The 26,439-nt window shown below is 60.6% G+C and carries 28 protein-coding genes and 2 pseudogenes; 27 read left to right on the top strand and 3 right to left on the bottom strand.

All coding sequences use genetic code 11. The features are described from left to right. Nucleotides 1-284 precede the first annotated feature (284 nt). The 3 genes and pseudogenes from FJV43_RS02055 to FJV43_RS02045 form a co-directional block, all read left to right on the top strand. On the top strand, nucleotides 285-1,217 hold the full coding sequence (locus FJV43_RS02055; RefSeq protein ID WP_239624271.1) for a DUF2493 domain-containing protein: 933 nt from the start codon (nucleotides 285-287) through the stop codon (nucleotides 1,215-1,217). Nucleotides 1,218-1,358: 141 nt separating this feature from the next. Next, a complete protein-coding gene (locus FJV43_RS02050; protein ID WP_239624269.1) occupies nucleotides 1,359-1,841 on the top strand; it encodes a hypothetical protein in 483 nt (160 codons plus the stop codon). A gap of 547 nt (nucleotides 1,842-2,388) precedes the next feature. Continuing rightward, nucleotides 2,389-2,544: pseudogene (locus tag FJV43_RS02045) on the top strand (DUF736 family protein); the annotation flags it as partial. A 138-nt stretch (nucleotides 2,545-2,682) separates the two neighbouring features. Here the strand turns inward: FJV43_RS02045 and FJV43_RS02040 are convergent. Continuing rightward, nucleotides 2,683-2,979, bottom strand: coding sequence for a DUF736 domain-containing protein (locus FJV43_RS02040; protein ID WP_239624262.1), 297 nt, complete (start codon nucleotides 2,977-2,979; stop codon nucleotides 2,683-2,685). Between the two features lie 573 nt (nucleotides 2,980-3,552). Between FJV43_RS02040 and FJV43_RS02035 the strand changes: the two genes are divergently transcribed. The 5 genes and pseudogenes from FJV43_RS02035 to FJV43_RS02015 form a co-directional block, all read left to right on the top strand. Continuing rightward, a complete protein-coding gene (locus FJV43_RS02035; protein WP_239624268.1) occupies nucleotides 3,553-4,764 on the top strand; it encodes a tyrosine-type recombinase/integrase in 1,212 nt (403 codons plus the stop codon). Next, nucleotides 4,758-5,672: a tyrosine-type recombinase/integrase gene (locus FJV43_RS02030; protein ID WP_239624266.1), complete on the top strand. Its 915-nt coding sequence runs from the start codon at nucleotides 4,758-4,760 to the stop codon at nucleotides 5,670-5,672. The genes FJV43_RS02035 and FJV43_RS02030 overlap by 7 nt, the downstream gene beginning before the upstream one ends. Next, nucleotides 5,669-6,676 carry a tyrosine-type recombinase/integrase gene (locus FJV43_RS02025; RefSeq protein ID WP_239624264.1) on the top strand — a complete coding sequence of 336 codons (1,008 nt, stop codon included), beginning with the start codon at nucleotides 5,669-5,671 and terminating at the stop codon, nucleotides 6,674-6,676. Before FJV43_RS02030 ends, FJV43_RS02025 begins: the two co-directional genes overlap by 4 nt. Nucleotides 6,677-7,153: 477 nt before the next feature. After that, nucleotides 7,154-7,450 carry a DUF736 domain-containing protein gene (locus tag FJV43_RS02020; protein WP_239624262.1) on the top strand — a complete coding sequence of 99 codons (297 nt, stop codon included), beginning with the start codon at nucleotides 7,154-7,156 and terminating at the stop codon, nucleotides 7,448-7,450. Between the two features lie 169 nt (nucleotides 7,451-7,619). After that, nucleotides 7,620-7,787: pseudogene (locus FJV43_RS02015) on the top strand (DUF736 domain-containing protein); the annotation flags it as partial. 108 nt (nucleotides 7,788-7,895) lie between these two features. Here the strand turns inward: FJV43_RS02015 and FJV43_RS02010 are convergent. Beyond that, nucleotides 7,896-8,138, bottom strand: a complete 243-nt coding sequence (locus tag FJV43_RS02010; RefSeq protein ID WP_239624260.1) for a helix-turn-helix transcriptional regulator — start codon at nucleotides 8,136-8,138, stop codon at nucleotides 7,896-7,898. 170 nt (nucleotides 8,139-8,308) lie between these two features. Here FJV43_RS02010 and FJV43_RS02005 point away from each other — a divergent pair, with 170 nt between their 5' ends. The 12 genes from FJV43_RS02005 to FJV43_RS01950 all read left to right on the top strand — a co-directional run bounded on the left by FJV43_RS02005 (nucleotide 8,309) and on the right by FJV43_RS01950 (nucleotide 19,206). Continuing rightward, complete coding sequence (locus FJV43_RS02005; RefSeq protein ID WP_239624258.1) at nucleotides 8,309-8,596, top strand: DUF2285 domain-containing protein; 288 nt, start codon at nucleotides 8,309-8,311, stop codon at nucleotides 8,594-8,596. 142 nt (nucleotides 8,597-8,738) lie between these two features. Continuing rightward, on the top strand, nucleotides 8,739-8,933 hold the full coding sequence (locus tag FJV43_RS02000) for a DUF6499 domain-containing protein (RefSeq protein ID WP_239624256.1): 195 nt from the start codon (nucleotides 8,739-8,741) through the stop codon (nucleotides 8,931-8,933). A 49-nt stretch (nucleotides 8,934-8,982) separates the two neighbouring features. Further along, entirely contained in the window at nucleotides 8,983-9,513 is a 531-nt protein-coding gene (locus FJV43_RS01995) for a DUF2285 domain-containing protein (RefSeq protein ID WP_239624254.1), read from the top strand. Nucleotides 9,514-9,645: 132 nt separating this feature from the next. Continuing rightward, nucleotides 9,646-9,924 (top strand): helix-turn-helix domain-containing protein, encoded by a 279-nt coding sequence (locus FJV43_RS01990; protein ID WP_239624252.1) that lies wholly within the window; start codon nucleotides 9,646-9,648, stop codon nucleotides 9,922-9,924. Nucleotides 9,925-9,978: 54 nt separating this feature from the next. Further along, nucleotides 9,979-10,443, top strand: a complete 465-nt coding sequence (locus FJV43_RS01985) for a DUF2840 domain-containing protein (RefSeq protein ID WP_239624250.1) — start codon at nucleotides 9,979-9,981, stop codon at nucleotides 10,441-10,443. Then, nucleotides 10,440-10,949, top strand: coding sequence for a S26 family signal peptidase (locus FJV43_RS01980; RefSeq protein ID WP_239624248.1), 510 nt, complete (start codon nucleotides 10,440-10,442; stop codon nucleotides 10,947-10,949). Before FJV43_RS01985 ends, FJV43_RS01980 begins: the two co-directional genes overlap by 4 nt. A 2-nt stretch (nucleotides 10,950-10,951) precedes the next feature. Next, on the top strand, nucleotides 10,952-11,701 hold the full coding sequence (locus FJV43_RS01975; RefSeq protein WP_239624246.1) for a lytic transglycosylase domain-containing protein: 750 nt from the start codon (nucleotides 10,952-10,954) through the stop codon (nucleotides 11,699-11,701). A 481-nt stretch (nucleotides 11,702-12,182) separates the two neighbouring features. Beyond that, on the top strand, nucleotides 12,183-14,321 hold the full coding sequence (locus FJV43_RS01970) for a DUF3363 domain-containing protein (RefSeq protein WP_239624245.1): 2,139 nt from the start codon (nucleotides 12,183-12,185) through the stop codon (nucleotides 14,319-14,321). A gap of 201 nt (nucleotides 14,322-14,522) precedes the next feature. Next, nucleotides 14,523-16,529, top strand: coding sequence for a conjugal transfer protein TraG (locus tag FJV43_RS01965; RefSeq protein WP_239624243.1), 2,007 nt, complete (start codon nucleotides 14,523-14,525; stop codon nucleotides 16,527-16,529). A gap of 8 nt (nucleotides 16,530-16,537) precedes the next feature. After that, nucleotides 16,538-16,975, top strand: a complete 438-nt coding sequence (locus FJV43_RS01960; protein WP_239624241.1) for a CopG family transcriptional regulator — start codon at nucleotides 16,538-16,540, stop codon at nucleotides 16,973-16,975. A gap of 160 nt (nucleotides 16,976-17,135) precedes the next feature. Further along, a complete protein-coding gene (locus FJV43_RS01955) occupies nucleotides 17,136-17,780 on the top strand; it encodes a hypothetical protein (protein WP_239624239.1) in 645 nt (214 codons plus the stop codon). Nucleotides 17,781-17,889: 109 nt separating this feature from the next. Then, entirely contained in the window at nucleotides 17,890-19,206 is a 1,317-nt protein-coding gene (locus tag FJV43_RS01950) for an MFS transporter (RefSeq protein ID WP_345946140.1), read from the top strand. A 253-nt stretch (nucleotides 19,207-19,459) separates the two neighbouring features. On the opposite strand, the gene FJV43_RS01945 is transcribed toward FJV43_RS01950, so the two are convergent. Beyond that, on the bottom strand, nucleotides 19,460-20,059 hold the full coding sequence (locus FJV43_RS01945) for a TetR/AcrR family transcriptional regulator (RefSeq protein WP_239624237.1): 600 nt from the start codon (nucleotides 20,057-20,059) through the stop codon (nucleotides 19,460-19,462). A 196-nt stretch (nucleotides 20,060-20,255) separates the two neighbouring features. Here FJV43_RS01945 and FJV43_RS01940 point away from each other — a divergent pair, with 196 nt between their 5' ends. The 7 genes from FJV43_RS01940 to trbK-alt all read left to right on the top strand — a co-directional run bounded on the left by FJV43_RS01940 (nucleotide 20,256) and on the right by trbK-alt (nucleotide 26,437). Then, the gene (locus tag FJV43_RS01940) at nucleotides 20,256-20,714 is read left to right on the top strand and encodes a hypothetical protein (protein ID WP_239624235.1); all 459 of its coding nucleotides are present in this window, start codon (nucleotides 20,256-20,258) and stop codon (nucleotides 20,712-20,714) included. A gap of 610 nt (nucleotides 20,715-21,324) precedes the next feature. Further along, nucleotides 21,325-22,293 carry a P-type conjugative transfer ATPase TrbB gene (trbB, locus tag FJV43_RS01935; RefSeq protein ID WP_239624233.1) on the top strand — a complete coding sequence of 323 codons (969 nt, stop codon included), beginning with the start codon at nucleotides 21,325-21,327 and terminating at the stop codon, nucleotides 22,291-22,293. Further along, nucleotides 22,290-22,616: a TrbC/VirB2 family protein gene (locus tag FJV43_RS01930; RefSeq protein ID WP_239624231.1), complete on the top strand. Its 327-nt coding sequence runs from the start codon at nucleotides 22,290-22,292 to the stop codon at nucleotides 22,614-22,616. Before trbB ends, FJV43_RS01930 begins: the two co-directional genes overlap by 4 nt. Further along, nucleotides 22,616-22,879: a VirB3 family type IV secretion system protein gene (locus tag FJV43_RS01925; protein ID WP_239624229.1), complete on the top strand. Its 264-nt coding sequence runs from the start codon at nucleotides 22,616-22,618 to the stop codon at nucleotides 22,877-22,879. The genes FJV43_RS01930 and FJV43_RS01925 overlap by 1 nt, the downstream gene beginning before the upstream one ends. Before the next feature lie 8 nt (nucleotides 22,880-22,887). After that, on the top strand, nucleotides 22,888-25,329 hold the full coding sequence (gene trbE, locus FJV43_RS01920) for a conjugal transfer protein TrbE (RefSeq protein ID WP_239624227.1): 2,442 nt from the start codon (nucleotides 22,888-22,890) through the stop codon (nucleotides 25,327-25,329). Next, entirely contained in the window at nucleotides 25,326-26,060 is a 735-nt protein-coding gene (gene trbJ, locus FJV43_RS01915; protein WP_239624225.1) for a P-type conjugative transfer protein TrbJ, read from the top strand. Before trbE ends, trbJ begins: the two co-directional genes overlap by 4 nt. Continuing rightward, nucleotides 26,060-26,437 carry a putative entry exclusion protein TrbK-alt gene (gene trbK-alt / locus FJV43_RS01910; RefSeq protein WP_239624223.1) on the top strand — a complete coding sequence of 126 codons (378 nt, stop codon included), beginning with the start codon at nucleotides 26,060-26,062 and terminating at the stop codon, nucleotides 26,435-26,437. The genes trbJ and trbK-alt overlap by 1 nt, the downstream gene beginning before the upstream one ends. Nucleotides 26,438-26,439 lie beyond the last annotated feature (2 nt).

The following is a 26,439-nucleotide window of genomic DNA, read 5'->3' as shown; positions in this document are numbered from 1 at the left end:
TCGCGCCCACGGCCTTCTAGAGGGCGATCGGACGGCAAGCGGCCCGGCCCGGCAATAGCTGCGGGGCGGCTATTTTCCGCCGCGCGTCGCCGAAAGGCGCTCACATTATATATGTGACGATGGCGCGCTTTGCATCGCGAAGCAAAATAGCCGCCCCTCCGCTATCCTCCGCTTCGCTCCGGCCCTGCGCGCTGCTCCGGGTTCTGGTCCGTTCCGCCTGCCGCCAGGTGATCGCCACGAAGGCCGCGATGGGCGCGGCCGATCCGGCAAAAGGACCTCGGGCCATGACGAACGACCACGACGATACCGAACTCGAACCGCCACACGACTCTTCTCCGACCGATCACCTGCTGGGCGAGCTTCAGCTCTATGGACACCGTCCCTTCCAGGACGAGCCTGACCCGAGGCCGCTACCCGAAGGCAAAGCCATCGCAGGCGCCATCGCCGACATCTTCGACGCCCTGGTCGCCACCCTGAACGACACCCGGCTCGAGCCGGACCTGGAGGATCTGCTTTGGTCCACCGTCAACCTGTTCCATCGTGCCGCCGACCGCATCGGACGCCAGCTCGACGACAACGAACAGGCGCAACGCAAGAGCCAGCGCGAACAGGACGGCTCGGAAGTGCGATCCGTCGAACTCGAGCGCTTGACGGCCGAAGGCATCACTCTGATTGAGCGCCGCAACTGCCTGGAACTCTTCCGCGATCAGGCCATCGAACGCTTTGAGATCCATACCGGCTCGTCCTGGCGCCCTCGGTCGGGGTCACTCGTCAACCATCGCACGCTCACCGCAGCAATGATCGACTCCCGCGAATTTATCGCAGCCAAGCGCCGCGCCGAGACCGAGGTCATGTTGCCGGCAGGACCGAAGGTCGCTCTTACCGGTGGCCTCGACTTCAACGACCACCACGCGATCTGGGATCGCCTCGACAAGGTCCACGCCAAGCATCCCGACATGGTCCTGATCCATGGCGGTTCGCCAAAGGGCGCCGAGCTGATCGCCTCAAAATGGGCTGTTAACCGCAAGGTACCCCAGATCACTTTTAAGCCGGACTGGACCAAGCACGCCAAGGCGGCACCGTTCAGACGCAACGACGCCATACTCGAACTGCTGCCAATCGGCGTCATGCATTTCCCAGGCACGGGAATCCAGGACAACCTCGCCGACAAGGCGAAGCGCCTCGGGATCGCCGTTTGGAAATTCGGCGCTTCGTGAGCGCCGACCTGCCATCTTCCACACCACCTAGGTGGAGTTGCATCGCCGCAACTCCGCCTCGTTTCGATTGCATATCCGAAACTGCGCCGTGGTGGTGGTGGAAGGCGCAATCATATCCCCATCGCATATGGAGCCACCACCATGCTCGCCCTCGGACTTCTCCTGAACTTCGCTGGCATTGGCTTGTTCTGCTGGCTGATCTTCACGCTGGCGGCATACGCCTTGCCGTTCTTTGTCGGACTCTACGTTTTCATGCTGGCGTTACACAGCGGGGCCGGTGTCCTGGGTGCGCCTATTCTTGGCATTGCCGCCGGCGGGATGACTCTTGCTATCGGTCAAATTGCGTTTGCAATGACGCGCTCCGTGATCATCCGTGCCATCATTGCCGGCCTGTTTGCTGTCCCGGCGACACTTGCTGGCTATCAGGTCGTGTTTGCGATGTCGCAAATCGGCGTACCATCGTCGGTATGGCGCGAGATCTTCGCCTGCATCAGTGCGGTCTTTATTGGCGGCACGGCGTGGACGCGGTTGACTATCTTCACCGAGAGTCGCCCGCTCGATGCGGATGGGGCAACCGGGAGCGATCCTCGATTGGCTCTCACAGCCGCAGCGCATAAGCAATGAGCCTGCGCTATCTGGCTGTCGAAACTTTTTGGCTACAACGGCGCGCCGAACATGGGTCAGCGAGCTTGAGCGAAAGGTAGCCGCGACCTTCCTCGGAACACTTCGATGACATAGCGTTGATTGCGTTCGGATCCACACAGACACGGCGCTAGAGCCGTTCGTTCGCAGTTGGCTTTGTGCCGACGATAGCGCCTTTTACCTCCCTTCGTTTCTTTTCCTACGCCGAACAGTTTCGACCTCTTGCGGAGCGGAACCGAAGGCCGCCATCTTCTCCCGGCCTTGTGGTTCAGCACGCGACGCACGTGGCCTCTGTGATGGCTCGATCTGGCCGAAGACCGGCTGCGCCTCGATCGTCTGAGCCGCAACGCTGTCGACACGACTTTCTTCCCCTGGGCTAACGCCCATTCCTCGCGAGGCAAGAAAGTCGCGTCGACAGCATCCTCCGCTGCGCTCCAGCCCTTCGGGTGCGTCGCCGATCGTCTTCGGCCTGTAGATCGCCATCGAGGCCGCGGTGGTCGCGGGCTCGAAACACAACAGGAGAAGTGACATGGCTACCATCGGTTCGTTCAAGAAGGTCGGCAACGATTTCCAGGGCGAGATCGTCACCCTCAGTCTGCAGGCCAAAGGCGTCCGCATCGTCGCGGAATCCAATCCCTCCAACGACAAAGCTCCGAGCCACCGCGTGTTTGTGGGCCGAGCCGATTATGCGAAGCGGAGCATTATGCGGAGCGGTGTTGTCTGAGTTCAGGTTTTCTGCGGGTTTGGGGATCGCCGCGCTCCACATAATCCCGAGGGAAGAGCCGCGACGGCTCGGCGGGCGAGCCGTCGCGGAAGCGGTCGGTCAGCGCGACCAGACCAGCGTGTAGTCGGTCTCGCCCTTGAAGAGGTTGGCGTAGATCGGCGCCGGGAAGGACGGGTCGTCGAGCTTGACCGAGTGATACTCGGTGTTCTCCTTCGAGGTGCGGCGCCACGCGGCCCCTATCTCGACGTTGCCCACCAGCACCCGCAGGTCCGGGGCCTTGTCGTTTGTGGACGTGTCGGCGGGTACGAGCCGTGCCTTGACGTTGAAGGCGAGAGTTTTGATGGTGCCGGCGAACACGCCGTCTTCGCCGCGTGTGAAGGTACCGATCTGGGCCATGATAATCTCCGTTTGCTTTTTCAAGCCCGCGACCATCGCGGCCTTGATGGCGATCCGAAGCCCCGGGACGGCCGACCCGCAGCCGTAAGGCCCACAGCGCAGCGCAGGACGGCTGAAGGCAACTTGTTTGTCGCGCGAGGAAGCTGCGCAGCAGCGGGGAAAGAAGTTGCCGCAAGCCGTTGCGGGGATCAGGCCGGGAAGCGCAGCGACCGCATCCTGGGGCGTGATCCGACATCAAAAGGTCCGCGTGTTCGCAGGGCTGTACAGCATGAAGGAGATGATGGCTCCAGAGCACCGCCGCGGCGACAGTGATCTCCCCGGCACCAAACCGCTCTGCGATGCACAAGCGCACCCATCCGGCACCCGAGCGAACGAGAAGGTCCGGCCGCACCGTGCTCACGCGGCAATCGTGAAGCGTGCTCGAAAGCGACCGAGGGAACACTAAGCGAGATGCGTACTGGATCCAAAATGGCACCGATCTCCTGTGGACAGGCGGATTTGTCTCGGCACCCCGCGATCCGCAGGACGTGAGACGCCCCATGCTGTGGCTCCAAGCAAACAAAGGGGGCAATCATGTCGAAGCAGAAACGCAGGCATTGGAACAGCGTGGAGAGTCGGCTGCACTTTGCGAAACTATATGTCGATGGCTTCGAGAACTGGCTTCAAGACCATGGATACACGCCAAGCACCATTGAAGAGCAGGTGAGGCTGCTCGCAGGCTGGACCGACTGGATGCATGCGGCAGGTTTTGCGCTCGACAATGTTTTGGACGGGCTCAATGCATCCTCAGCGGTCTTCAAAGGGAAGAAGAGTACCCGCGCATACGCCGGCGCAGGTCGGCTGTTCATCCGCTATCTTCAAGATCGAGAAACCCTTCCCCGATCGGCACCACCGCCATCGCCGACAGAAATATGGCCGCTCCTTGCCGCATTCCGGCACTGGATGCACGATCAACGGGGTGTCACCAACTCGACGCTTGATACCTATCAGTCGACCTTGGTCGATCTTCTCGAAGCGCTCGGCGACAATCCGACAGTCTTTACCGCCCATGCAATCCGGACCTTTGTTCTTGAACGCGCCAAGCCGCACAGCCGCGGGCGCGCCAAATCGATTGCCACTGCGACGCGCGCGTTCCTCCGCTTCCTGGTGGCGACCGGACAATGCCCGGTGGGACGGGATTATGCTGTTCCGGGCTTCGCCAATTGGCAATTGGCGTCGGTCCCGAGGTTCCTTGCTGCCAATGATATCGACCGCGCCATCGCAGCTTGCGACGGCGAAGGCCGGTTGCGCGACAGGGCGATCATTTTGCTTCTTGCCCGTCTCGGGCTGCGGGCCAGCGAGGTGGCCAATCTGAAATTGGCCGACGTCGACTGGCGGAATGGACGCATTGCCGTTGCGGGCAAATCCCGGCGCGAGGAGTGGCTCCCGCTGACGCAGGAGGTCGGTGATGCGATGATCGCCTACATCGAGCGGGCCAGACCACGGTTGCCGACACCTCGCGTGTTCATCACCGAAGCCGCGCCGGTTCGACCGCTGACCCGCATCGCCATCAAATGCATCGTGCGTCGCACGCTGCTCCGAGCCGGGATCAAGAGCGCCCATCATGGTGCCCATGTTCTGCGCCACTCCGCAGCCACGGAGATGCTTCGGCACGGCATCAGTTTGACCGGCGTTGGCGCAGTCTTGCGTCACAGATCGCCGGCAATGACGATGCACTACGCCAAGGTGGACTTCGCACTCTTGTCGGAGATCGCGCAGCCCTGGATCGGGAGGCTGCCATGCTGAGCGGCGATGCGGAACGTTACATCGAGCTTCGCCGGACCCTTGGCTTCAAGCTCCGAAAGCCGTCGCGACACCTTCAATCCTTTGCTCGTTTTGCAATGGAAAGGGGCGAGACCTATGTCAGCGCGGCCACGGCATTAGAATGGGCGACGATGGCGCCAACACGGGGCGCCCGGCAGCGTCGCCTCGGTGATGTGGTCCGGTTGGCGCGCTTTTTGCGGGCCGAGAATGCGAAACATGAGGTGCCGGTCAATCTCTTTACCGAACGCGCATCGCGGCCAGTTCCGTATATCTACACCCGGGATGAACTAGCCCGTATCCTCGATGCCGCCGGCCAGCTCCGCCGGCAGAAGCCCAATCCCTTGCGCCAGCAGCTCTATGTGATGCTGTTCGGGCTGATCGCTGCCACGGGACTGCGTGTATCCGAGGCGCTCGAACTCCGGCTTGGCGACGTACTGGTCGGCGGCGTTCTGCATATACGCGAAACCAAGTTCGGCAAGAGTCGGCTCGTGCCATTGCACCAGACCGTCGTGGCGGCCCTGGAGGGCTATCTCGACAGGCGCCGCCGTTTTGCGGGATTAGATGATCACCTGTTCTTGTCCGTGAAGGGCAAGATGCTCGCCTATAGTTCGGCGAATTGTACATTCCGCCGCGTCCTGCGGCTTGCGAATATCGCTCCGGAGCGGTCCCGTCGTCCGCGCATCCATGACCTTCGTCATAGCTTCGCGACGCATGTTCTGGAACAATGCAACACCGAGCGTGACGCGGTCGCCCGGCACTTCGTCGCCTTGGCGACCTATCTGGGCCATGTCGATATCAAACACACCTACTGGTATCTTCAGGCGACGCCGGCGCTGATGACTGACATCGCCACCGCTGCCGAAACGTTGATCATGGGGGAGCCCATATGACCCTCCTTGCTCCTCTGATCACCGGCTTCCTGCGCGACTACATGCCCCGACAGCGGGGCTATAGCTCGCATAGCTGCGAAGCTTATGCCTACAGCTTCCGGCTCTTGTTTGCCTTCGCGGCTAAGCGCATCCGGACAAGGCCGTCGCAGCTTCTTATCGAACAGCTGGACGCGCCTTTGATCCTGGACTTTCTTGGTCACATCGAGCGCGAGCGTGGCAATGGTGTCGCCACCCGCAATCTGCGCCTTGCCGCGATCAAGACGTTCATGCGCTACGTCGAATACCAGGTGCCTTCGGCTCTGGAGCAGATCGGTCAGATCCACGCCATCCCCGTCAAGCGCCACGATCAGAAGCTTATCCGTCACCTGATCATGGTGGAGGTGCGCGCGATCCTGAATGCGCCGGACCTCACGACACGTCTGGGCGTACGCGATCGGGCGATGATGCATCTTTGCTTCGCGGCCGGACTGCGCGTCTCGGAGCTGGTCGGGGCCATGATGGCGAATCTATCCCTGCAGCGGCCGCCGAGCCTTCTGGTCCTGGGAAAGGGTCGCAAGGAGCGATGTCTTCCACTCTGGAAAGAAACCGCGGCCGATCTGCGGGCGTGGCTGACGCTGCGGGGCTCGGTTCGTGTGCCCGAGCTCTTCGTCAATGCCGGAGGGACGCCAATGACGCGAGCCGGCTTCGAATATGTGCTGGAGAAGCATGCTCGGGCGGCGGCCGAGACGTGTCCGTCCCTACGCGGCCGTTCGATATCGCCTCATCAGCTGAGGCACAGTTGCGCGGTGATCATGCTGCAAGCCACGCACGACATCCGAAAGGTCGCCTTGTGGCTGGGCCATGCCGATATCCGCACCACGGAGGTCTACCTGCGCATGGATCCCACCGAAAAGCTGGAGGCGGTGGAAGCGGTCATTCCGCCGGAGCTGCGGCGCGGTCGGTTCAAAGCCCCAGACGCGTTGATCGCCTCTCTGTTGGCAGACATAGCGCCACCGCCTGCGTGAGAAAGCCGGGCTGCACTCGAGTGACACGATACGTCGAGGTCCGTCGGTGCAGCCCCGCTGCTCGCATGGCTTGCCCAGGCAGTCCAGACCTTCGCGCTTCGGTCGTGAATCGTCGGGCGGACGCTTTGTGTGGCGTGCGCGTGTGTTGGTGCCATAGCGCCAGCGCCGTCATCGCCGCGGCGGTGCTCTGGAGCCATCATCTCCTTCATGCTGTACAGCCCTGCGAACACGCGGACCTTTTGATGTCGGATCACGCCCCAGGATGCGGTCGCTGCGCTTCCCGGCCTGATCCCCGCAACGGCTTGCGGCAACTTCTTTCCCCGCTGCTGCGCAGCTTCCTCGCGCGACAAACAAGTTGCCTTCAGCCGTCCTGCGCTGCGCTGTGGGCCTTACGGCTGCGGGTCGGCCGTCCCGGGGCTTCGGATCGCCATCAAGGCCGCGATGGTCGCGGGCTTGAAAAAGCAAACGGAGATTATCATGGCCCAGATCGGTACCTTCACACGCGGCGAAGACGGCGTGTTCGCCGGCACCATCAAAACTCTCGCCTTCAACGTCAAGGCACGGCTCGTACCCGCCGACACGTCCACAAACGACAAGGCCCCGGACCTGCGGGTGCTGGTGGGCAACGTCGAGATAGGGGCCGCGTGGCGCCGCACCTCGAAGGAGAACACCGAGTATCACTCGGTCAAGCTCGACGACCCGTCCTTCCCGGCGCCGATCTACGCCAACCTCTTCAAGGGCGAGACCGACTACACGCTGGTCTGGTCGCGCTGACCGACCGCTTCCGCGACGGCTCGCCCGCCGAGCCGTCGCGGCTCTTCCCTCGGGATTATGTGGAGCGCGGCGATCCCCAAACCCGCAGAAAACCTGAACTCAGACAACACCGCTCCGCATAATGCTCCGCTTCGCATAATCGGTGTTATGTGGTGCACCACATAACACGGAGATCGGCGCCGCCTGGTCGAAGCGTTCGGAGGAAGGTCGCGACTACCTTTCGCTGAAGCTCGACGATCCGTCCTTCAACGCGCCGATCTACGCCAACCTGTTCGACGACGAGGGTGGCGAAGGCTACACCCTGCTGTGGTCGCGGCCGCGGAAGAACGGCGAGTAAGTCTCGCTCCGACAGCCCCGCCCGAACTTCTCGGGCGGGGTTTTTCTCAATTCGGCACCTGCCTCAGCTTCGCGAAGAATCACTCCGCTGGCGTCGGCGCGAACGGCGTCAGTCTGCGCGCGATGGCTTTTTTTTCGACGCCGCCGGGCGTGTCAGGAGGTCCACAACCTCCACACCCAGGGCGCGAGCCAGCCGCTCGACGACGTCTATTCCCGCCGCATAGACGCTCCGCTCAAGAGAGCTGATATAAGTTCGGTCGATCTCGGCGCGATGCGCCAGCTCCTCCTGCGACAAGCCACGAGCTCGCCTAAGCTTTCTCAAATTGACAGCTAAAATATCGCGTATATCCATACGCGAGAAGCCATCCTCTTGTAGAGTATTTATCCACGGAGTATTCTCTACAAACTAGCTGCCGCGCAGCTCACTAAAGTTTAACGTTCATCCCCCTTTCGGGAAGCGCCGCGCCAGTTTAGACTTTGTCGGATTTAAGGCGTGATGCCGCTGCAACGCTTGGAAGGTTTATGAAAAAGCCCCCACGAGATCCAGACGTTGCGGATGCCGCACCAACGGATCCCGTGCTCACGGTCTACGACGAAGAGCACATCATTACTTATTTGCGCATGCTCGATGCGGATAAGGAGGGAGCCGACTGGCGTGAAGTGACGCAAATCGTGTTGCACATCAATCCAGAGCTTGAGCCTGATCGCGCGAGACGAGCGTTCGACAGCCACCTGACCCGCGCAAAATGGATGACGGAGCATGGATATCGCCACCTGCTTCGTGGCGGAGCATCAAATCCAAATCTCTGAGCACGTCGTGGAATAATCTTCTCGCGGACGTTTGGTGTCGCTCCGCCGCATCGCGTGATGCAAGCTTAGGGACTAGCTTCAACCAGAGCTTGTTAGAATTATGCCGCCGCCAGCGCGGTAGCTCAGGTTTGGGGACGAGTGCATGCCAAAGTTCAACTGGAGGTCGTTGGATGACACTTACTACGACCACATCGAACAAGCCGAAATGACCGGAATCGCGTGGGAATGCCTGCGCCGCAACGCGTCGTTCGAACGAGATTATCAGTCGATCTCATCATCAGAGCGAACTTTGAGCGGCCGAATCCGGCAGCACTGGGGGTTGGTTTTTCGCAGCTGATCCCGATCGATCCTTCCTCGAACAGACAGTCTTTTGGGCTCCTGAGGCCGTGCCGACGATTGTGCCGGTCCGTCCGACGTCGCTCGTCGGCTCGCACACACAGGTCAGGCTAGATCTGAACGAGCTGAACGAAAGTCAATTTCGGCAAGGCTCGGATGGCTGGCACGCCGTGTTATCTTTGCGCGGCGTAGAGCATCGTATTTGGTTCAAGGAATCGCCGATCATCGCCGCTGCCTATACCGTCGAATTGCCACTCGACCGCGATTTCGAATTCAGAGCGGCTGCCGGTACTCGCTTGTGGCGAGGGCTCAACGGCCGGCCGCAGGGCGCGCCTCCGCACGCGATTTCGGCATATCGCCGGCGGCGAATAGCACTCGCCTTGCGGGCGGCGGATGCAAGCACCGACGGCGCTACCTATCGCGAAATCGCCGAAGTGCTGTTACCCGCCCAACGCATTTCCGAGCGGGAATGGCCAACGCACGAACTGCGGGATCAGATCATCCGCTTGGTCAAGACCGGATTCGCTTTGGTGCAGGGCGGCTACCGCGCTTTGCTAAGGCCGCCTCCGCGAAAAAAATAGTGCGCTTGTCGGGGGTATCGAAAATGCACCCCCTAATCTTCGCCATCCCGGTTTGAGGTTTTCTTCCTCCATGGTGTCCGCCGACCCGCCGGTGATTGCGCTGGCGTACTAGGCGACCATGGAGCCCTTCAGATGTCCGATCCCAACGTCGGCCTGCCGCCACGATACTTGCGGACTGCCGAAGCAGCCCGATTTCTCAGCCTTTCACCTCGCACGCTAGAAAAACACCGCATTTACGGGACTGGCCCTGCTTACCGGAAGATCGGGGCCCGTGTCGTCTACTCGGTCGCCGATCTCAATGCATGGGCCGATCTCGGCACCAAAACCTCCACCAGCGACCCCGGCATCGGCACGGTGCTACCGGCAAAGCGACACGCGCCCATTCCCTATGCAGGAAAAGAGCGGCGCTGACCCATGAAGACACACCCTCACACTCCCGAGAGCTCTTCAGCGAAAGACGACGGCGTGAGCGAGCTGACGATCGTTGAGCTCCTGTGGCTCGAACGACGCATCGAGAACCGCGTACGGTTTGGTCGGCCCGTTTCGGAGAAGGTTCTGGACCGCAACCGGCGTGTCCTGTCGTACGCTCCCGGCAGCATCTTCGCTTTCGTGCGCTGGACGTCCAACGACTTTGGAACGGTGCTATCCCGCGTCGACATCCTGCGCGCAGCGATACCGGGGCAACGTTATTCGACCGTTCCCTGGATCACGCCGGGTGGTGAAAGCCTGTTGCGGCTATCGGGCTGGCCGAAAGTCGAACGAGTGCTGCAATTGATCGATGCTGTCGAGGCGCTTGACATAGATCCTGCCGACGCAGCACCCGATTATTGGCACCACGTTCATAACCGCTTGTCGGTCAACGAAATACCTCGACCATACACCCGATCCCGCCACCAGGCGTGGCTCCATCGCCGGAGGGTTACATCATGAGCGCCCGGTGTGCTGCACTTTTCCCGACATTTGTTGCCACAGGTCTTCTCCTTTCCACGGTCGGAGGATCGACACCGCACTACATATGGAACGCATCAAACAGTGTTCCGATCGGCCTTTATCATCTTCAACCTGCGACACAGCTAGCCGTTACTGAACTTGTTGCCGTACAGCCCCCTGATCTGCTCGCTGCGTTTCTCGATCTCAATGGCTTCCTTCCGATCGGCGTCCCCATGCTCAAGCGCGTGTTGGCGCTTCCTGGACAAACAGTCTGCAGAAATGGCTTAGCGATCGCTGTCGATGGCATAGAGATGGGGCAGGCACACGAGCGCGACGCTAGAGGTCGTCCACTTCCAGTCTGGCACGGATGCAGGATCATTGCGGACGGCGATCTTTTTGTCATGAACTGGCAGTCCGCGGACTCGCTCGACGGTCGATACTTTGGACCGCTGCCTGCATCCGCGGTGATCGGAAGGGCGATACCCGTGTGGACTGATGAGGAGTGATCATGCACGACATTCTCACTCCGTCGACTGATGGCGGCTGCTCCAAATTGTTTCGGATCTTTCCTTGCCGGCCAGGTCCATTAATCGGAAAACGCTCGGTCGGCCTGCAACGGATAAGAAATGCCCGTGAGCTGTCGTGCTCAATTGCACGGCTCCGGTCACGCCGAGCGATTACGCGGATCATCGTCGCCATCGCGCCAATCGTATGCCAGATCGCCGTTTCGACAGTCTTCGTTCCGAGCGCGGGCGCACAGATTGCGACGCGTTCTGAGCCCGTGGATCGGTTCGCCGAATTCATCGAGGAGGCGTCCGCTCGCTTCGCCCTTCCGGCGCGCTGGATCCGCGCTGTGATGCAGGTTGAGAGTAGTGGGGACGTGCATGCGATCTCGTCTCGCGGCGCCATGGGCTTGCTGCAGCTCATGCCTGGCACTTGGGTCGAACTCAGCGTTCGCTACGGTCTCGGCCTCGATCCTTTCGATCCTCGCGACAACATCTTGGCGGGCAGCGGCTACCTCAAGGAGATGTACGATCGCTTCGGAACAGGCTTCCTTGCGGCCTATCACGCGGGTCCGTCGCGGTATGAACAGCACCTCGCGACAGGCCAACCGCTTCCACCGGAAACCACGGCGTACGTTGCGGCAGTCACGCCATTGCTCGACGACGGGCAGGCCGAACACGCGGCATTTCGCATTAGGCGTGCGATTCCCTGGCGGGAAGCTCCGCTGTTTGTCGAACGTACCGAAGGACGGTAACCGCTACTCGCGCTGCATTCGCAATGCTGAAACGTTGCACCGAAATCGCTCTCCGCTGACCCGTTCGTGCGTCAACCATCTGAGGAATTATCGCGATGACCGAAAGTGCATCTTGTCGTATGCGGCTTCGCGCTCTTGGAAGTCTGCAGCTCGGGAGTTGGGCGCTGGAGACGAGCGACCGAGGAGGGCAAGATAAAGCGAACTGGCGTTCGCGAACTCGCCGACCATCAGCGGTCGAGAAGTGCTTGTCTGCACATTGGTTTTTGAGACTGCCGCGGCCGGCGGTCAACGACATTCGATGGGGGCCGGCTGGCGGCTTTCGGGTTTTGCGACGGATTTCAACGAGCTAAGCGACGGCAGTCGCGTACTTCGATTAGCAGAGTTGTACTTTTCGTTCGATCTCGTGCGCACCCCTGCGATTTAGTGCGCTCGACGTGTTGCGATACTTGCATGGGTCGGATCCGACGAGGATCGTCTACTCATGGCGACAGATCAAAGCGACGATTTTCATGTGCGGCCCGGACGCGTGGGTAGCCGGGGGACCCGGATCAAGCCGCGTACAAGCATGCGGTCTCAGCCTTTCCTGAAGCAGGTCCAGGTGGCCATGAGGAGGGCTGGAGGAAACCCTAACAAGATTGGCCGGGGACCGGCTCTGGGCGAAGGACGGGAGGCGGGAAAAACAGGTAGGTTCAACGCGCGAGGTCGCGGTGCAAAAGTCGTCCCCTCATTCCTGCGGGAAGGTCGTAACGGTGGTTGGCAACGGGACTCCGCCGGCCGCTTCCGGTCGCGTCGTGTCGCCGTCAAGGCGCGGATCGTCAAGCTTGATGCCCCGGGACGGAAGCAGGGTGCACGTGGTCCGGAGCGGGCCAGAGCTGCGAGCAAGGCAGTCGATGCCCATCTTCGATATCTCGAGCGGGATGGAGTGAACCGGGACGGCGAGAAGGGGAAGGCCTATTCGGCTATCGAGAACGAGGCCGACAGCAAGGCCTTTGTCGAGCGGGGCCGAGAGGATCGGCATCAGTTCCGCTTCATTGTGGCGCCGGAAGATTCCAATGAAATGGCCGACCTGAGAGGCTTCACGCGCGACCTGATGCGGCAGGTGGAGAAGGATCTTGAGACCCGCCTCAATTGGATCGCGATTGATCATTACAACACCGGCCATCCCCATACCCACATCATTGTCCGCGGTGTTCTGGAGGGAGGTGGAATCCTCAATATCGCCGGAGACTATATCGCCCACGGCGTCCGTTATCGGGCCTCTGAACTGGTGACGCTGGAGCTCGGACACCAGAGCGAGATCGAACTTCAGTCTAAGTTGAAGACCGAGATCGAGGTGGAACGGTGGACTCGGCTCGACAAGATGCTCGCCACCGAGCAGCGCGAGAGGGGGATCATTGACCTAAGGCCGGGAGAAGGAACGACCTATGCATTTCGTGAGAACCGGGGGCTCATGATCAGCCGGGTCAGGCACTTGGAACGCTACGGCCTGGCGAGTGAGGTTGAGACCGGACAATGGGTCATCTCGGATCGCGCGGAGGCCACCTTAAAGGAACTCTCGGAGCGTAACGATATCATCAAGACCATGCATCGGGCGCTCTCAGCTCACGGCCTGGAAGAAGAACGAGGGATCGATCAATACGTCCGTCACGGTGCTCGGCCGAGCGCGAAGATCGTAGGCCGCGTCCTGGCCAAAGGGTTGGCTGGCGACGAGATGGACGAGCGGGTCTATCTGGTGATCGACGGGGTCGACGGCCACGTCCACCACATCGACCTCCACGACCCCTCCCATCTGAACGAGATCGGGCGAGGCACGATCGTGGAGGTCGCACCTGCCATCACCGGCCCCAGAGCCGCCGATCGCAACATCGCTCTCAACACGGGCGGGAAGGACGGATTCTATCGGCCGAGCCAACACCTGGCGCGCATCGACGAACAGTTCGAACGTGAGGGCAAGAATGCCGAATCCTTCGTCCGCTCGCATGTCCGAAGGTTGGAGGCTCTGCGTCGAGCGGGTCTTGTCGAACGAATCGATGACGATCATTGGCAGGTCTCCGGTGATATCATCGAGCGTGGTCAGGCTTACGATCGTACCGGAGGCGGTGACAGCCCGAGGATCAAGACCTTGTCGCCGCAAAGCCTCGATCGACAGATTGGCAGCGACGCCGCCACCTGGCTGGATCGCGAGCTAACGGCTCGGGAGCCTTTGATCATCGCTGACACTGGCTTTGGCCGCGATGTCAAGGACGCTCTGCGTCGTCGCGCTGATCATCTCGTCAAAATAGGCTACGCCACCGTCCTAGACGGCGTCATGCATATCCCGCCGCAGACCGTCCGAAATCTTGAGCAGCGGGAGGTGGAGCGCGTCGGTCGTCAAATGGCTAGCGAGCGAGGCTTGACCTTCACGCCCAGCAAAGCCGGCGAATACGTCAGCGGCCGTCTCGCCGGCACCGCCTCTCTTGCGAGCGGACGCTTCGCCATGATCGAGGATGGACTGGGCTTCCGGTTGGTACCCTGGCAACCCATTCTCGAAAAGCGCATCGGCCAATTCATCACCGGCATCCAGCGCGAGGGTGGGGGCATCGAATGGGAATTCGGAAGGAAACGCGGGCTGGGATTGTAATTGGCCCCGTTGCATCCGAAAGGTCAAGATCTGTGCGCCAATGATGCCAGAGCCCGTTGCATGTGCCTCGTAGGTCTTTTGCGAACAACTCCTTTTGACCCCATGAAGAGTAACCGTCCGATTTTCACGCTATGGCCCCACCGCGTACGATGCCCGGCGATCTCATCTTGAACTATGGTGGCGGTTTAGCACCTTGCGCTCATGTCCTCGACCAAGGTGCTTTGGGGTCAAACCTGCGTCGTGCTCAGCATCGTTCTCCTCACGATGTGGGCGGCGACACAATGGGTTGCCTGGAAGTTGGGATTTCAGCCGCGGTTAGGAGAACCATGGTTTGAGCTGATTGGCGGGATACCTATTTATCTGCCGCCAGCGTTTTTCTGGTGGTGGTACGTATATAATGCCTACGCGCCGAGAATATTCCTGCAGGGCGCCTGCATCGCGGCATCAGGAGGAATCATCTCGATCGTCGTTGCGTTTGTCATGTCGATCTGGCGAGCGCGCGAGGCAAAGACGGCCGCGACCTATGGCTCGGCACGTTGGGCGGCGGCGTCAGAGGTGCGGGCCGCGCGGCTCACTGGTCCGGACGGGGTCGTGCTCGGCCGATTCGGCCGCAACTACCTTCGCCATAATGGACCGGAGCATGTCCTTTGTTTCGCACCGACCCGCAGCGGCAAGGGCGTCGGCCTGGTCATCCCGACCCTCCTGACCTGGCCGGGTAGTTGTATTGTGCACGACATAAAAGGCGAGAACTGGAATCTCACCTCCGGTTTTCGCGCTCAACACGGCCGCATCTTGCTGTTTGACCCCACCAACCGCAGGTCTGACGCTTATAATCCCCTGCTGGAAGTTCGCCGCGGTGAATGGGAGGTGCGCGATGTCCAGAACATTGCGGACGTGCTCGTGGATCCGGAAGGAGCCTTGGAAAGGCGCAATCACTGGGAAAAGACCAGCCACTCGCTGCTGGTAGGGGCCATCCTGCATGTGCTTTACGCCGAGGAGGACAAGACCCTCGCCGGCGTCGCGAATTTCCTGTCTGATCCGAAGCGGCCGATCGAAGCCACATTGAAAGCCATGATGACGACAGCGCATCTTGGCAACTCGGGTCCACATCCCGTCATTGCTTCAGCCGCGCGCGAGCTCATGAATAAAAGTGAGAACGAGTGCTCTGGCGTACTTTCGACGGCGATGTCGTTCCTCGGTCTTTATCGCGATCCCGTCATCGCGCAGGTGACGCGACGCAGCGATTGGCGAATAAGCGATCTGGTCGAGGGCAAGCAGCCCACCTCGTTGTATTTGGTCGTACCACCATCCGACATCAGTCGGACCAAGCCGCTGATACGTCTGATCCTCAATCAAATCGGCCGGCGATTGACGGAGGATCTCGATACTCAAAAACGCCGGCATCGTCTGTTGCTGATGCTCGATGAATTCCCTGCGCTGGGAAGGCTCGACTTTTTCGAATCGGCGTTGGCGTTCATGGCGGGTTATGGGCTCAAAAGCTTTCTTATCGCCCAATCGCTCAATCAGATTGAAAAAGCCTACGGTCCGAACAATTCCATCCTCGACAATTGTCACGTCCGCGTTTGCTTCGCAACCAATGACGAACGAACCGCACGGCGCATATCGGACGCGCTGGGAACGGCCACCGAATTGCGCGCCATGAAAAATTATGCCGGCCACAGGCTAAGCCCGTGGCTGGGACATCTGATGGTGTCACGGCAGGAAACCGCACGCCCGTTGCTCACGCCGGGGGAGGTAATGCAACTACCGTCGAATGACGAGTTGGTCCTGATTTCTGGATGCTCGCCGATCCGAGCCATGAAAGCGCGCTATTTCGAAGACGAGCGATTTCGTGAGCGCGTGATTCCGCCTGCGAAGCCCGATGGTGCCGCAGAGGCTCGCAATAATGCGAAGGATGACTGGAAAGACCTACCGTTGCCCCCCGCTAACGTCCCTGAACCCAAAACAATCAATCGACCGCAGAACGCCGAGCCCATCAGCGATCAAGCCAACGCTGGCATTCGGCGTGAGCCAGAGCTTCCTGAGCACGAAGAGGTCGTGCCGGATCCAGCTCCGGCTAAGGCCGAATTCGACTTCGCCGAAGAAGAAACAGATGATGAAGTCCAGCGCGCAAATACTCTGAGAAAGCAGGGGATGGATATCGCCCGCCAGGCCGCGATGGATCCCGGCGATGACCTTGGCTTGTGAGTAAAGAAATGCGGACCAAACATACATTTCGCCTGCCGCCAGATCTGGCGAGGCAACTTGCCGACTATGCTGGTCGGAAAAAGCTGCATCAGGCCTTCATTGTCGAGACCGCGCTCACGTCTTTTCTGTCGCCGGACAATTCGGAGAGAATGGAAGCGGCGCTCGGGAAGCGGTTGGATCGGCTGACGCGTCAGGTCGAGCGCCTCGAACGTCACGTCACCATCTCCAACGAGGCGATGGCCTTGTTTGTGCGGTTCTGGCTCACCGCTACACCGCCGGTACCCGACGCGGCGCTCCCTGCCGCGCAAGCCAAAGGTCGGGAGCGCTACGAGCGGTTTGTCGAGGCCCTGGGACGTAGGCTAGCCAAGGGTCAGAGCCTGGCGCAGGAAATATCCATCGACACCGAGCCGCAGGTCAGACAATCGAACGAGCCGGGTCCAGCTTGATCGATCGGCCATTTCTTTCTTTTGCTACGCCAGACTACCACCGACATCTTCGGCCGGTTGAAAACAAAGCCGATGAGGTTCTTCTCTCATTTCGCGGGGCGTGGTGATCCGACCATCGTGTCGGATATCGTGACCCCAGCGCTCTTGGCGAAGGGGAAGAATGGTCATGCAGGTCCAGAGCGAACTCGAAATGCAGGTCGGACACGGCGAAGCGGAATCTCCGTCGGTTGCTAAGCGTAAATCTGTGCGGAGCCGCAAGATGACTGTACGGCTCACCGAGGAGCTCTACGATCGGCTTTGTACTGCAACCGAACGACCCGGCATCGGTAAGAGCATGGTCGTGGAAGCTGCCCTTGAGCACTTTCTGAGCGCAGCCCCATCTGCGGAAGATGTCATACGAGAGCGTTTCGACGATATGGGCGTCAGGTTCGACCGCCTTGAACGCGATATGCGAATGGTGGCTGAAACTGTCGCACTGCATGCGCGGTATCATCTCGCAGTATTGCCACCAATTTCGCAGTCGCGGCAGCGCGAGGCGGTTCTCCTCGGCGACGAACGCTTCAAGGTTCTGGCCGAGCAGGTCGACCGGCGCGTTCGGCTGGGCGAGCCCCTGATGCAGGAGACGATCGACCGTCTCAATTCCAGAAATTCCGGCGAATCCCCGCCAACAGTAAGTGAGCGGCACGCTGGTCCTTCAAATGGCCAACATAACCCAGCGGCTGAAGACACCGACATGGATCTCGCGATCTCTGCTGCCGCCGGGGAGGGCGGCAGCAACTCCTACTTTCGCCGCCTGCCGAACTAGCTCCCTCACAGAGCGAGAGCCGATTGCACGGCCAGCGGCGCCAACTTCGAGGGCGGAATTCATCGGTGAGGCACGGGCTTCACGGAAGCGCTCTCCTTCAAAATGGCGCTTGATCCTTTCTGTCTTTCTTCCCTTTGCGGCCGGCTACTATCTCTCCTATTTCTTTCGAACCATCAATGCTTCGGTTTCGCCCGCGCTGGCCTCCGATTTTGGGCTCGATGCCGCCAAGACGGGTCTGCTCGCCTCGATCTACTTCTTGGTCTTTGCGGGGGCCCAGATTCCGATAGGGGTGCTCCTGGACCGGTTCGGCCCTAGGCGGGTCCAGGTTGTCTTGCTCGTTATGGCGGTCGGTGGCGCCGCGCTGTTCGGCACGGCGGATGGATTCGCTGAGCTTCTTGTTGGTCGTGCCATGATCGGGCTTGGGGTGGCAGGGTCCTTGATGGCGGGGCTTAAGGCGATCGTCACCTGGTTTCCGAGAGAGCGGATCGCGCTCGTCAACGGATACATGATCATGCTGGGATCGCTTGGAGCGATCACCGCTACCGTTCCAACCGATTGGTTGCTTGCTTGGATTGGCTGGCGCGACCTGTTCGAAGTCTTGACCTTTGTGACAGTCACTGTGGCCGGATTCATCTACTTCGTCGTGCCGGAGCCCGAGTTGAATTCAGAAAAGGCTGCTAGCTCTTTGGGGTCATTGACCCTGTGGTCCGTCTTTTCGGACTCCCGATTTCTAAGAATTGCGCCTCTTTCGGCTACCTGCATCGGATCATCGTGGGCTTTACAATCGTTATGGGCTGCACCTTGGCTTGCGGACGTAGAGGGACTTGATCGACCGAGCCAGATGGTTCAACTGTTCATCTTGGCTATCGGTATCAGCCTTGCGGCATTAATGTTGGGTACTGTTGCCGACCGGTTCCGTAGACGCGGCATAAGAACGGAGGTGCTATTAGCAATAGTAGCAGCGCTGTTCGTTATGGCCGAAATCGCACTGATTCTGCGCGCCCCACTGCCGTCACTTATACCCTGGTCAACGGTATCAGTCGTGGGCGCTGCCACTGTCCTGAGCTATTCGATGATAGCCGATTACTTTCCGAAGGAGCTTGCCGCGCGTGCCAACGGGGCTCTCAACCTCCTGCATTTCGGCTGGGCATTCGTAGTTCAATACGGGACGGGGCTAGTCATCGCGCAATGGCCAGCTCAGAACGGTCACTATCCGACAGTCGCGTATCAGGTTGCGTTCGGTCTCAGCACGGCTCTTCAGGTGGTCGCTTTGGTGTGGTTCGCGATACCTTGGTTGCGAACTGTTGGCCAAAACCTCCAACTCCGGTTCGCCCAGCCGCGTGCTGAGCTCGGTAGTTGGGCTGGATCCATCGTGCTGCCGATCGAGGAGCCCATCCTTGAGGCACGTGACGGGATGGAATGGTGACCGGGGAGCAAGGACAGTTCACCAAACAACGTTTCGCCGACGGCAACACGGACACGTTGAGGTGTGTAGGTTAAGCTTTTGGCTGCCCGCCCGCGCTCACCGCGGGCGGGCCAAGCCGGCGCTGCTCGGCCATCGTGCGGACGGCTGCCATTCGCCCAAGCAGACGTGAGCCATGCCGTTGTTGAATGCGCTCGGCCGTCAGCCTTTCAAAGGTTGGCTTTCGTCTGCCGCGACGATCAACTCATCGGCGAGATCAACGCTGATCGTGCTGAATCTTAGACCCCACGCCAGCTCCAATGAGGGTAGCCGAAGGATTCCGGCGAACAAGCGGCAGGAAAATTTCCTCTACGATCTCCCGGATAACCTCGTCCGAAAGCGGCTCCAACGTCATCAGCATCTGGTGGCGAGCCAAATCGGTCGGCAGTGCGGCGATGCGAGGCGTGAGGCGGCCAGGATCGACCTCGCCACGCTCAATGCCGCGATCGAGGATGGTATGAATGAGACGGCCGTTCGTGATCTCCGCCCGCACGTCGGCGAAGTTGGACTTTGCCTCCGCTAGGTCACCGGTCATGTCGAAGAACAGCCGGAGGAGGTCCGGCCGGGCACGATCGGACAGCTTGCGCAGAAACAGGCTCATCTCGACACCAACGCTTCCCAGATCAGGGATCTCAATCGGGTTGAGGGCGAGATACCGCCCGAGCGCGGCTGTCGCGACCTTGGTGCGGCTCGGCCAGCGCCGGTGCAGCACGGGCCGGCTCGTACCTGCTCGCTGCGCGACGGATTCCAACGTCATATCGGTGTAGCCGTACTCGATCAGCTCCGCCCAGGCCGCGTCGAGGATCGCATCCTCCAACGCCGCTCCACGCCGCCGGCTCGTTCCCGTTTCCATTTCGCCCACCGCTCATCGCCTTGATCGTGTGGCTTGCTAGACCTTCGGGCATCGCTGTCGCCTCACGCTGAGAAGGCCAAGGCGCATCGCCGCGGAGCGTATCGCGCGAGTGCCGATCTTATGATACGAGGGCAAGCTGCCATTTCTCCTGGGAGCATCCATGCCCCGTCTTTCCGTCATCGCATTCCTGCTCTTTATTTCCATCGCTGCGCCTTCGGCTATTGCGGAGCCGCCTTCGGCAGAGCGCGGCGTCCTTGCCGCACTCGATCAATGGACAAGCGACTTTAATGCTGGACGCGCCGACAAGGTTTGCGACCTCTTTGCAGCCGGCCTGCTCGCGGACGTCAGGGGGGCTATCGAGCGGGATTTTAGTACCCAGTGCCGGGTGCTGCGCCAGGCACTGGCCGATCCTGACCACAGCTACCTGTATGCCTTCAGGCTCAAGGAAATTCTTCCCGAACACGATATGGCTGCGGTGCGGCTCACCTGGACGATGACGACGCGGAACAAGGCGACTGGGGCAATCGAGACGACCGAGGACGAGGGTCTCGATGTGTTCGGACGTGGCGCGGACGGCAGGTGGCTCATCCTGCGCTACATGGCCTATGAGCGACCATGACAGTCACTGCTAAAGCCAAAAATGCTTTGACAATGAGACCTTGGTGACCGACGAACGGCGTCGGCTGACGCGGGCTCGGCGAGACCGCAGCTGGGTTGAAAGATCTCGGCTTACGGGCGGCAAAAAACCGCCGAGTGACCAATGTTTGAACTGGTTGTCAATCAAACGTCTCTTCATTGGAAGTGGCATATCTGCGATTCCTCTGGAAAGATCCTTATGGACGGCAGAGAAAGATCCCGACCAGCGGCGAGGTATCGAGCCCAACGCGCCTTGTTTCTTCTGTTGCTGACGACTTGTCCGCCAGCCTGATTGGCTAGCTCAGCTTCTCCGCCCAATGGACCCGGCAGCCAATCGAGAACCTAATCAAACCCCGGCGGATGGGAGCTCGCGTTCGAGTTCAATGGTCTCGGCGCTTACTTAAAGCGCTTGACTGCGGGAGCACCTTGCCTCGTTACGGATGGTCCCAAAAGTTTGGACACTCCCTGACGTTTCTTTTTCTACGCTGCTCTATGACCGCCACGGTCCAGCCGTTGCGCTGAGCCATTTCCTGCCCTTTTCATTCACCCCTATCTGAGGCCGCGCGGGACGGCCTCATTAGTTGGGGGCGACGGTGGCAATCCATTCCATTCAATCGGAGGCGATCTCGCGCGGTGCGCGCATGTTGCGCACGGCATTCGGACCTGCGATCGCGCGCTTTCTGGAAGATCCGGCGATCATCGAGGTGATGCTCAACCCCGACGGCCGGTTGTGGATCGACCGGCTGTCAAGCGGTTTGGCGGACACGGGTGAGCGCCTTTCAGCTCCCGACGGGGAGCGCATCGTCCGATTGGTCGCCCACCACGTGGGTGCCGAAGTTCACGCCGGAGCGCCGCGTGTATCGGCTGAACTGCCGGAGACGGGGGAGCGCTTCGAAGGCCTGTTGCCTCCCGTAGTTGCGGCCCCGGCCTTTGCGATTCGCAAGCCGGCAGTCGCAGTGTTCACGCTGGATGACTACGTCGCTACCGGGATCATGAACCGGGACCAAGCCGAAGCTCTGAGGGCTTCGGTCGGAACCCGCAAGAACATTTTGGTCGCTGGCGGCACCTCCAGTGGCAAGACGACGCTGACCAACGCATTGCTGGCGGAAGTTGCCAAGACCTCGGATCGAGTCGTTCTCATCGAGGACACGCGGGAGCTTCAGTGTAAGGCACCGAACCTCGTGGCGCTACGCACGAGAGATGGCGTGATCTCGCTGTCGGACCTTGTGCGATCTTCGCTGCGCCTGAGACCTGACCGCATTCCGATCGGAGAGGTACGCGGCGCAGAAGCGCTCGATCTGCTCAAAGCCTGGGGCACAGGCCATCCGGGCGGCGTCGGCACCATCCACGCCGGCACCGCGCTCGGTGCCTTGCGGCGACTCGAGCAGCTCATTCAGGAAGCCGTTGTCACCGTCCCGCGTGCCCTGATCGCGGAAACCATCAACGTCATCGCCGTGCTTTCCGGTCGCGGTGCCGATCGCCGCCTTGCCGAACTCGCCAGCGTCGCAGGGCTCGGACCCTCAGGAGATTACAGCCTTACAGCCATAGGAGACCAACCATGAGTTTAACCACTTCGCTCAAGCGAGGGACTGTCTCGACGATCATAGTCGCGGCCACCTATCTGACCGTCAGTCCAGCTTTGGCTGCGGGCTCCAACATGCCGTGGGAACAGCCGCTCAACCAGATCCTCCAATCGGTCGAAGGGCCGGTCGCGAAGATCATTGCGGTCATCATCATCATCGTCACGGGGCTATCGCTCGCGTTTGGCGACACGTCGGGTGGTTTCCGCAGGCTCATCCAGATTGTGTTCGGCCTGTCCATCGCCTTTGCCGCATCGAGCTTCTTTCTGTCGTTCTTCTCGTTCGGCGGTGGAGTGGTGATCTGATGGACCCGCAGATCCCGAACTTCGTCGTGCCCGTTCATCACGCGCTGACCGAGCCGATCCTGATGGGCGGCGCGCCACGCTCCATCGCCATCCTCAACGGCACCCTCGCTGCCGCGCTCGGCATCGGTCTGCGCCTCTGGATCGCGGGGCTCCTGCTTTGGTTCGTCGGCCACATGGCCGCCGTCTGGGCCGCCAAGCGCGATCCCGACTTCGTCGAGGTCGTTCGCCGACACCTCCGTATTCCCGGTCACCTCAACACATGAGCTCTACCATGATGAACCTCGCCGAATACCGCCGTTCGAATACGCGCCTGGCAGACTTCCTGCCGTGGGCCGCTCTGGTCGATGAGGGCATAATCCTCAACAAGGATGGGTCGTTTCAGCGGACGGCAAGATTCCGCGGCCCCGACCTTGATAGCGCCGTTCCGGCTGAACTCGTCGCCATCGCCGGTCGCTTGAACAACGCCCTGCGGCGCCTGGAATCAGGTTGGGCGATCTTTGTCGAGGCACAGCGCCATTCGGCGGGCGCTTATCCGCCTGGCACGTTCCCGGACGTAGCCTCCGCCCTGGTCGATGCGGAACGACGAGCTCAGTTCGAGGAGGCCGGTGCGCATTACGAGTCGAGCTATTTCCTGACATTTCTATACCTGCCGCCGGCCGAGGGTACCGCGAAAGCGGAACGGCTGCTCTATGAGGGCGGCAATCGCACCGTCGACGCCGATGCACGTGAGGTTCTCCGCGGATTTGTCGATCGAACCAACCGGGTGTTGCAGCTCATCGAGGGCTTCATGCCGGAGTGCTCGTGGCTGGATGATCAGGAAACCTTGACGTACCTGCATTCGACAGTATCGACTAAGCGGCATCGGGTCAGGGTACCCGAGATTCCGATGTATCTTGACGCGCTGCTTGCCGATCAGCCCCTGACCGGTGGGCTCGAGCCGATGCTAGGGTGTGCGCATCTGCGTGTCCTGACCGTCGTTGGATTTCCGACGGCGACGACGCCTGGGATCCTCGACGACCTGAACCGTCTCGCGTTCGCTTATCGCTGGTCGACCCGCGCCATCATGCTCGACAAAGCGGACGCCACAAAACTTCTGACCAGGATCAGGCGGCAATGGTTCGCCAAACGTAAGTCGGTGGCAGCGATCCTGAAAGAAGTGATGACCAACGAGGCTTCCGCACTCCTTGATACCGATGCCCACAACAAGGCCATGGATGCCGACGCGGCGCTACAAGAGCTGGGTTCCGACCAGATCGGTGAGGCTTTTGTCACGGCGACGGTCACGGTCTGGGACGACGACCCCGCTACCGCTGACGAAAAGCTCCGTCTCGTCGAAAAGGCGATCCAGGGGCGGGATTTCACCTGCATGATCGAAACGGTGAATGCGGTCGAGGCCTGGTTCGGCGGCCTGCCGGGGCATGTCTACGCCAACGTCCGGCAGCCGCCGATCTCGACGTTGAATTTGGCACACATGATCCCGTTGTCGGCGGTGTGGGCCGGCGAGGCGAGGGACGATCATTTCAAGGCTCCGGCCCTGTTCCTGGCCCGGACGGAGGGATCGACCCCGTTTCGCTTTTCGCTCCATGTCGGCGATGTCGGACATATGCTGGTGGTCGGACCGACGGGAGCCGGCAAATCGGTGCTGCTGGCGCTGATGGCGCTCCAGTTCCGCCGATACCCAAAAGCTCAGATCTTCGCCTTCGATTTCGGTGGATCGATCCGTGCGGCCGCAATCGCCATGGGCGGCGACTGGCACGATCTCGGCGGTGCAATTGCCGGGGAATCCTCCGAGTTCGTTTCCCTCCAGCCGCTCGCTGGAATCGATGACGTCGCGGAACGCGGCTGGGCAGCCGACTGGATCGGCTCGATTTTGACCCGCGAACGGATCGAAGTCACCCCGGAAGCCAAGGAGCACATCTGGTCGGCTTTGAGTTCGCTAGCCTCTGCGCCGGTTGAGGAACGTACCCTGACGGGCCTTTCCGTTCTGCTTCAATCGAATGTCCTGAAGCGAGCCCTGCAGTCATATTGTCTCGGCGGACCCTACGACCGTTTGCTCGATGCCGAAAGCGAACGTCTCGGGGAGTCATCCGTCCAGGTTTTCGAGACGGACGGCTTGATTGGGACAGCGGTCGCGCCGGCGGTTCTTGCCTATCTGTTTCATCGGATCGAGGGTCGCTTTGATGGTCGTCCGACCCTGCTCATCATTGATGAGGGGTGGCTGGCGCTGGATGATGAAGATTTTGCTGGAAGGCTGCGTGAATGGCTTAAGACGCTGCGCAAGAAGAATGCCTCCGTCATTTTCGCTACCCAATCGCTCGCGGATATCGACGGTTCAGCGATCGCGCCGGCCATCATCGAGAGCTGTCCAACACGAGTGTTGTTGCCCAACGACCGTGCCATCGAGCCCCAGATCATGGCGATCTACCGACGTTTTGGGCTGAACGATCGCCAGATCGAGATCCTCGCGCGGGCCACACCCAAGCGTGACTACTACTGCCAATCGCGGCGGGGCAATCGCCTGTTCGAACTCGGTCTCGGCGAGGTCGCACTGGCCTTCACCGCGGCTTCCTCCAAAGCCGATCAAGGGTCGATCCAGCAGGTCTTTGCCGAACATGGCCGCGACAATTTTGTCTCCGGCTGGCTGAAGGCGCGGGAAATCCCGTGGGCGATCGATCTCATCACGCAACTCGCTGAGCTGGAGCCATCTAAATGAATCGCCTCCATCGTGTCGCCAGCGCCAGCGTGATTGCGTTTGCCGTCCTCATTGGTCCTAACCGGGCCTCCGCTCAGTTGGTTGTGTTTGATCCCAACAATTACGCCCAGAACGTGCTCACCGCTGCTCGCGCGCTGCAGCAGATCAACAATCAGATCGTGTCGCTGCAGAATCAGGCTCAGATGCTGATCAACCAGGCGAAAAATTTGGCGACGCTGCCGTTCTCGTCGTTGTTGCAGTTGGAAAAGTCGATCCTGCGAACGCAACAGTTACTCGCCCAGGCCCAGCGCATCGCCTATGACATCCAGCAGATCGATCGGGCATTCTCGACGACCTACGCGCCAGCGTCATCGAGCTTGTCAAATCAGGCGCTGATAACGAACGCGCAAACGCGTTGGCAGAACGCGATGGCCGGTCTGCAGGACGCGATGCGGACGCAGGCCACAGTGGTCGGCAACCTCGATACCAACCGTACCCAGATGTCAGCCCTTGTCGCCTCGAGCCAGGGGGCGATCGGCGCATTGCAGGTGAGCCAAGCCGGCAATCAACTCTTGGCCCTGCAAGCCCAACAACTCGCGGATCTCACCGCGGTCGTCGCGGCCCATGGACGCGCGCAAAACCTGGAGTCCGCACAGCGCGCCGCCGCCCAGGACCAGGGCAGGGAGCAATTGCGCCGTTTCATGACGCAGGGTGCCGGCTATCAACCCACATCCGTACAGATGTTTCACTGATGAACACGAAAAAACTCGAACGGCTCCCAACCATGGCGGCTGTGATGCTGGTCGTCCTCATTGTTGCCGCCTGCGCAATCCGGTTACGTGGCGACGAAGACCAGTCCGCGTCCGCTACATCGGCTGATCATGCAGCCGATGCGCTGGCAACAAAACTCGCTGAGTGCCGCTCCGTCACATACGAGCAGAAAGACGCTCTCTCCGAATGCCGAAAGGCTTGGGCCGAGAAGCGCCAGCAATTTCTCGGTCAGAAGTCTCCACCATCATCGTTCAACAAGAGGGCTCCTCAAGAGGGCTCCTCATTGTTCGTACCCCCTAAGGACGAGAGTCGGCTGTCACCCGGTTACCCTCCGATTCAGCAGTCCGGGGAGGAGTGAGC

Source organism: Bradyrhizobium sp. I71, from assembly GCF_022354745.1.
Lineage (GTDB): Bacteria > Pseudomonadota > Alphaproteobacteria > Rhizobiales > Xanthobacteraceae > Bradyrhizobium > Bradyrhizobium liaoningense.
The sequence above is the reverse complement of the archived record's forward strand: the minus strand, read 5'-3'. Positions and strand labels throughout refer to the sequence as shown.

Coding starts and splice junctions, on each gene's coding strand:
- FJV43_RS02055 (WP_239624271.1), top strand. CDS start 285: ATGACGAACGACCACGACGATACCGAACTCGAACCGCCACACGACTCT.
- FJV43_RS02050 (WP_239624269.1), top strand. CDS start 1,359: ATGCTCGCCCTCGGACTTCTCCTGAACTTCGCTGGCATTGGCTTGTTC.
- FJV43_RS02040 (WP_239624262.1), bottom strand. CDS start 2,979: ATGGCCCAGATCGGTACCTTCACACGCGGCGAAGACGGCGTGTTCGCC.
- FJV43_RS02035 (WP_239624268.1), top strand. CDS start 3,553: ATGTCGAAGCAGAAACGCAGGCATTGGAACAGCGTGGAGAGTCGGCTG.
- FJV43_RS02030 (WP_239624266.1), top strand. CDS start 4,758: ATGCTGAGCGGCGATGCGGAACGTTACATCGAGCTTCGCCGGACCCTT.
- FJV43_RS02025 (WP_239624264.1), top strand. CDS start 5,669: ATGACCCTCCTTGCTCCTCTGATCACCGGCTTCCTGCGCGACTACATG.
- FJV43_RS02020 (WP_239624262.1), top strand. CDS start 7,154: ATGGCCCAGATCGGTACCTTCACACGCGGCGAAGACGGCGTGTTCGCC.
- FJV43_RS02010 (WP_239624260.1), bottom strand. CDS start 8,138: ATGGATATACGCGATATTTTAGCTGTCAATTTGAGAAAGCTTAGGCGA.
- FJV43_RS02005 (WP_239624258.1), top strand. CDS start 8,309: ATGAAAAAGCCCCCACGAGATCCAGACGTTGCGGATGCCGCACCAACG.
- FJV43_RS02000 (WP_239624256.1), top strand. CDS start 8,739: ATGCCAAAGTTCAACTGGAGGTCGTTGGATGACACTTACTACGACCAC.
- FJV43_RS01990 (WP_239624252.1), top strand. CDS start 9,646: ATGTCCGATCCCAACGTCGGCCTGCCGCCACGATACTTGCGGACTGCC.
- FJV43_RS01980 (WP_239624248.1), top strand. CDS start 10,440: ATGAGCGCCCGGTGTGCTGCACTTTTCCCGACATTTGTTGCCACAGGT.
- FJV43_RS01975 (WP_239624246.1), top strand. CDS start 10,952: ATGCACGACATTCTCACTCCGTCGACTGATGGCGGCTGCTCCAAATTG.
- FJV43_RS01970 (WP_239624245.1), top strand. CDS start 12,183: ATGGCGACAGATCAAAGCGACGATTTTCATGTGCGGCCCGGACGCGTG.
- FJV43_RS01965 (WP_239624243.1), top strand. CDS start 14,523: ATGTCCTCGACCAAGGTGCTTTGGGGTCAAACCTGCGTCGTGCTCAGC.
- FJV43_RS01960 (WP_239624241.1), top strand. CDS start 16,538: ATGCGGACCAAACATACATTTCGCCTGCCGCCAGATCTGGCGAGGCAA.
- FJV43_RS01955 (WP_239624239.1), top strand. CDS start 17,136: ATGGTCATGCAGGTCCAGAGCGAACTCGAAATGCAGGTCGGACACGGC.
- FJV43_RS01940 (WP_239624235.1), top strand. CDS start 20,256: ATGCCCCGTCTTTCCGTCATCGCATTCCTGCTCTTTATTTCCATCGCT.
- FJV43_RS01930 (WP_239624231.1), top strand. CDS start 22,290: ATGAGTTTAACCACTTCGCTCAAGCGAGGGACTGTCTCGACGATCATA.
- FJV43_RS01925 (WP_239624229.1), top strand. CDS start 22,616: ATGGACCCGCAGATCCCGAACTTCGTCGTGCCCGTTCATCACGCGCTG.
- trbE (WP_239624227.1), top strand. CDS start 22,888: ATGATGAACCTCGCCGAATACCGCCGTTCGAATACGCGCCTGGCAGAC.
- trbJ (WP_239624225.1), top strand. CDS start 25,326: ATGAATCGCCTCCATCGTGTCGCCAGCGCCAGCGTGATTGCGTTTGCC.
- trbK-alt (WP_239624223.1), top strand. CDS start 26,060: ATGAACACGAAAAAACTCGAACGGCTCCCAACCATGGCGGCTGTGATG.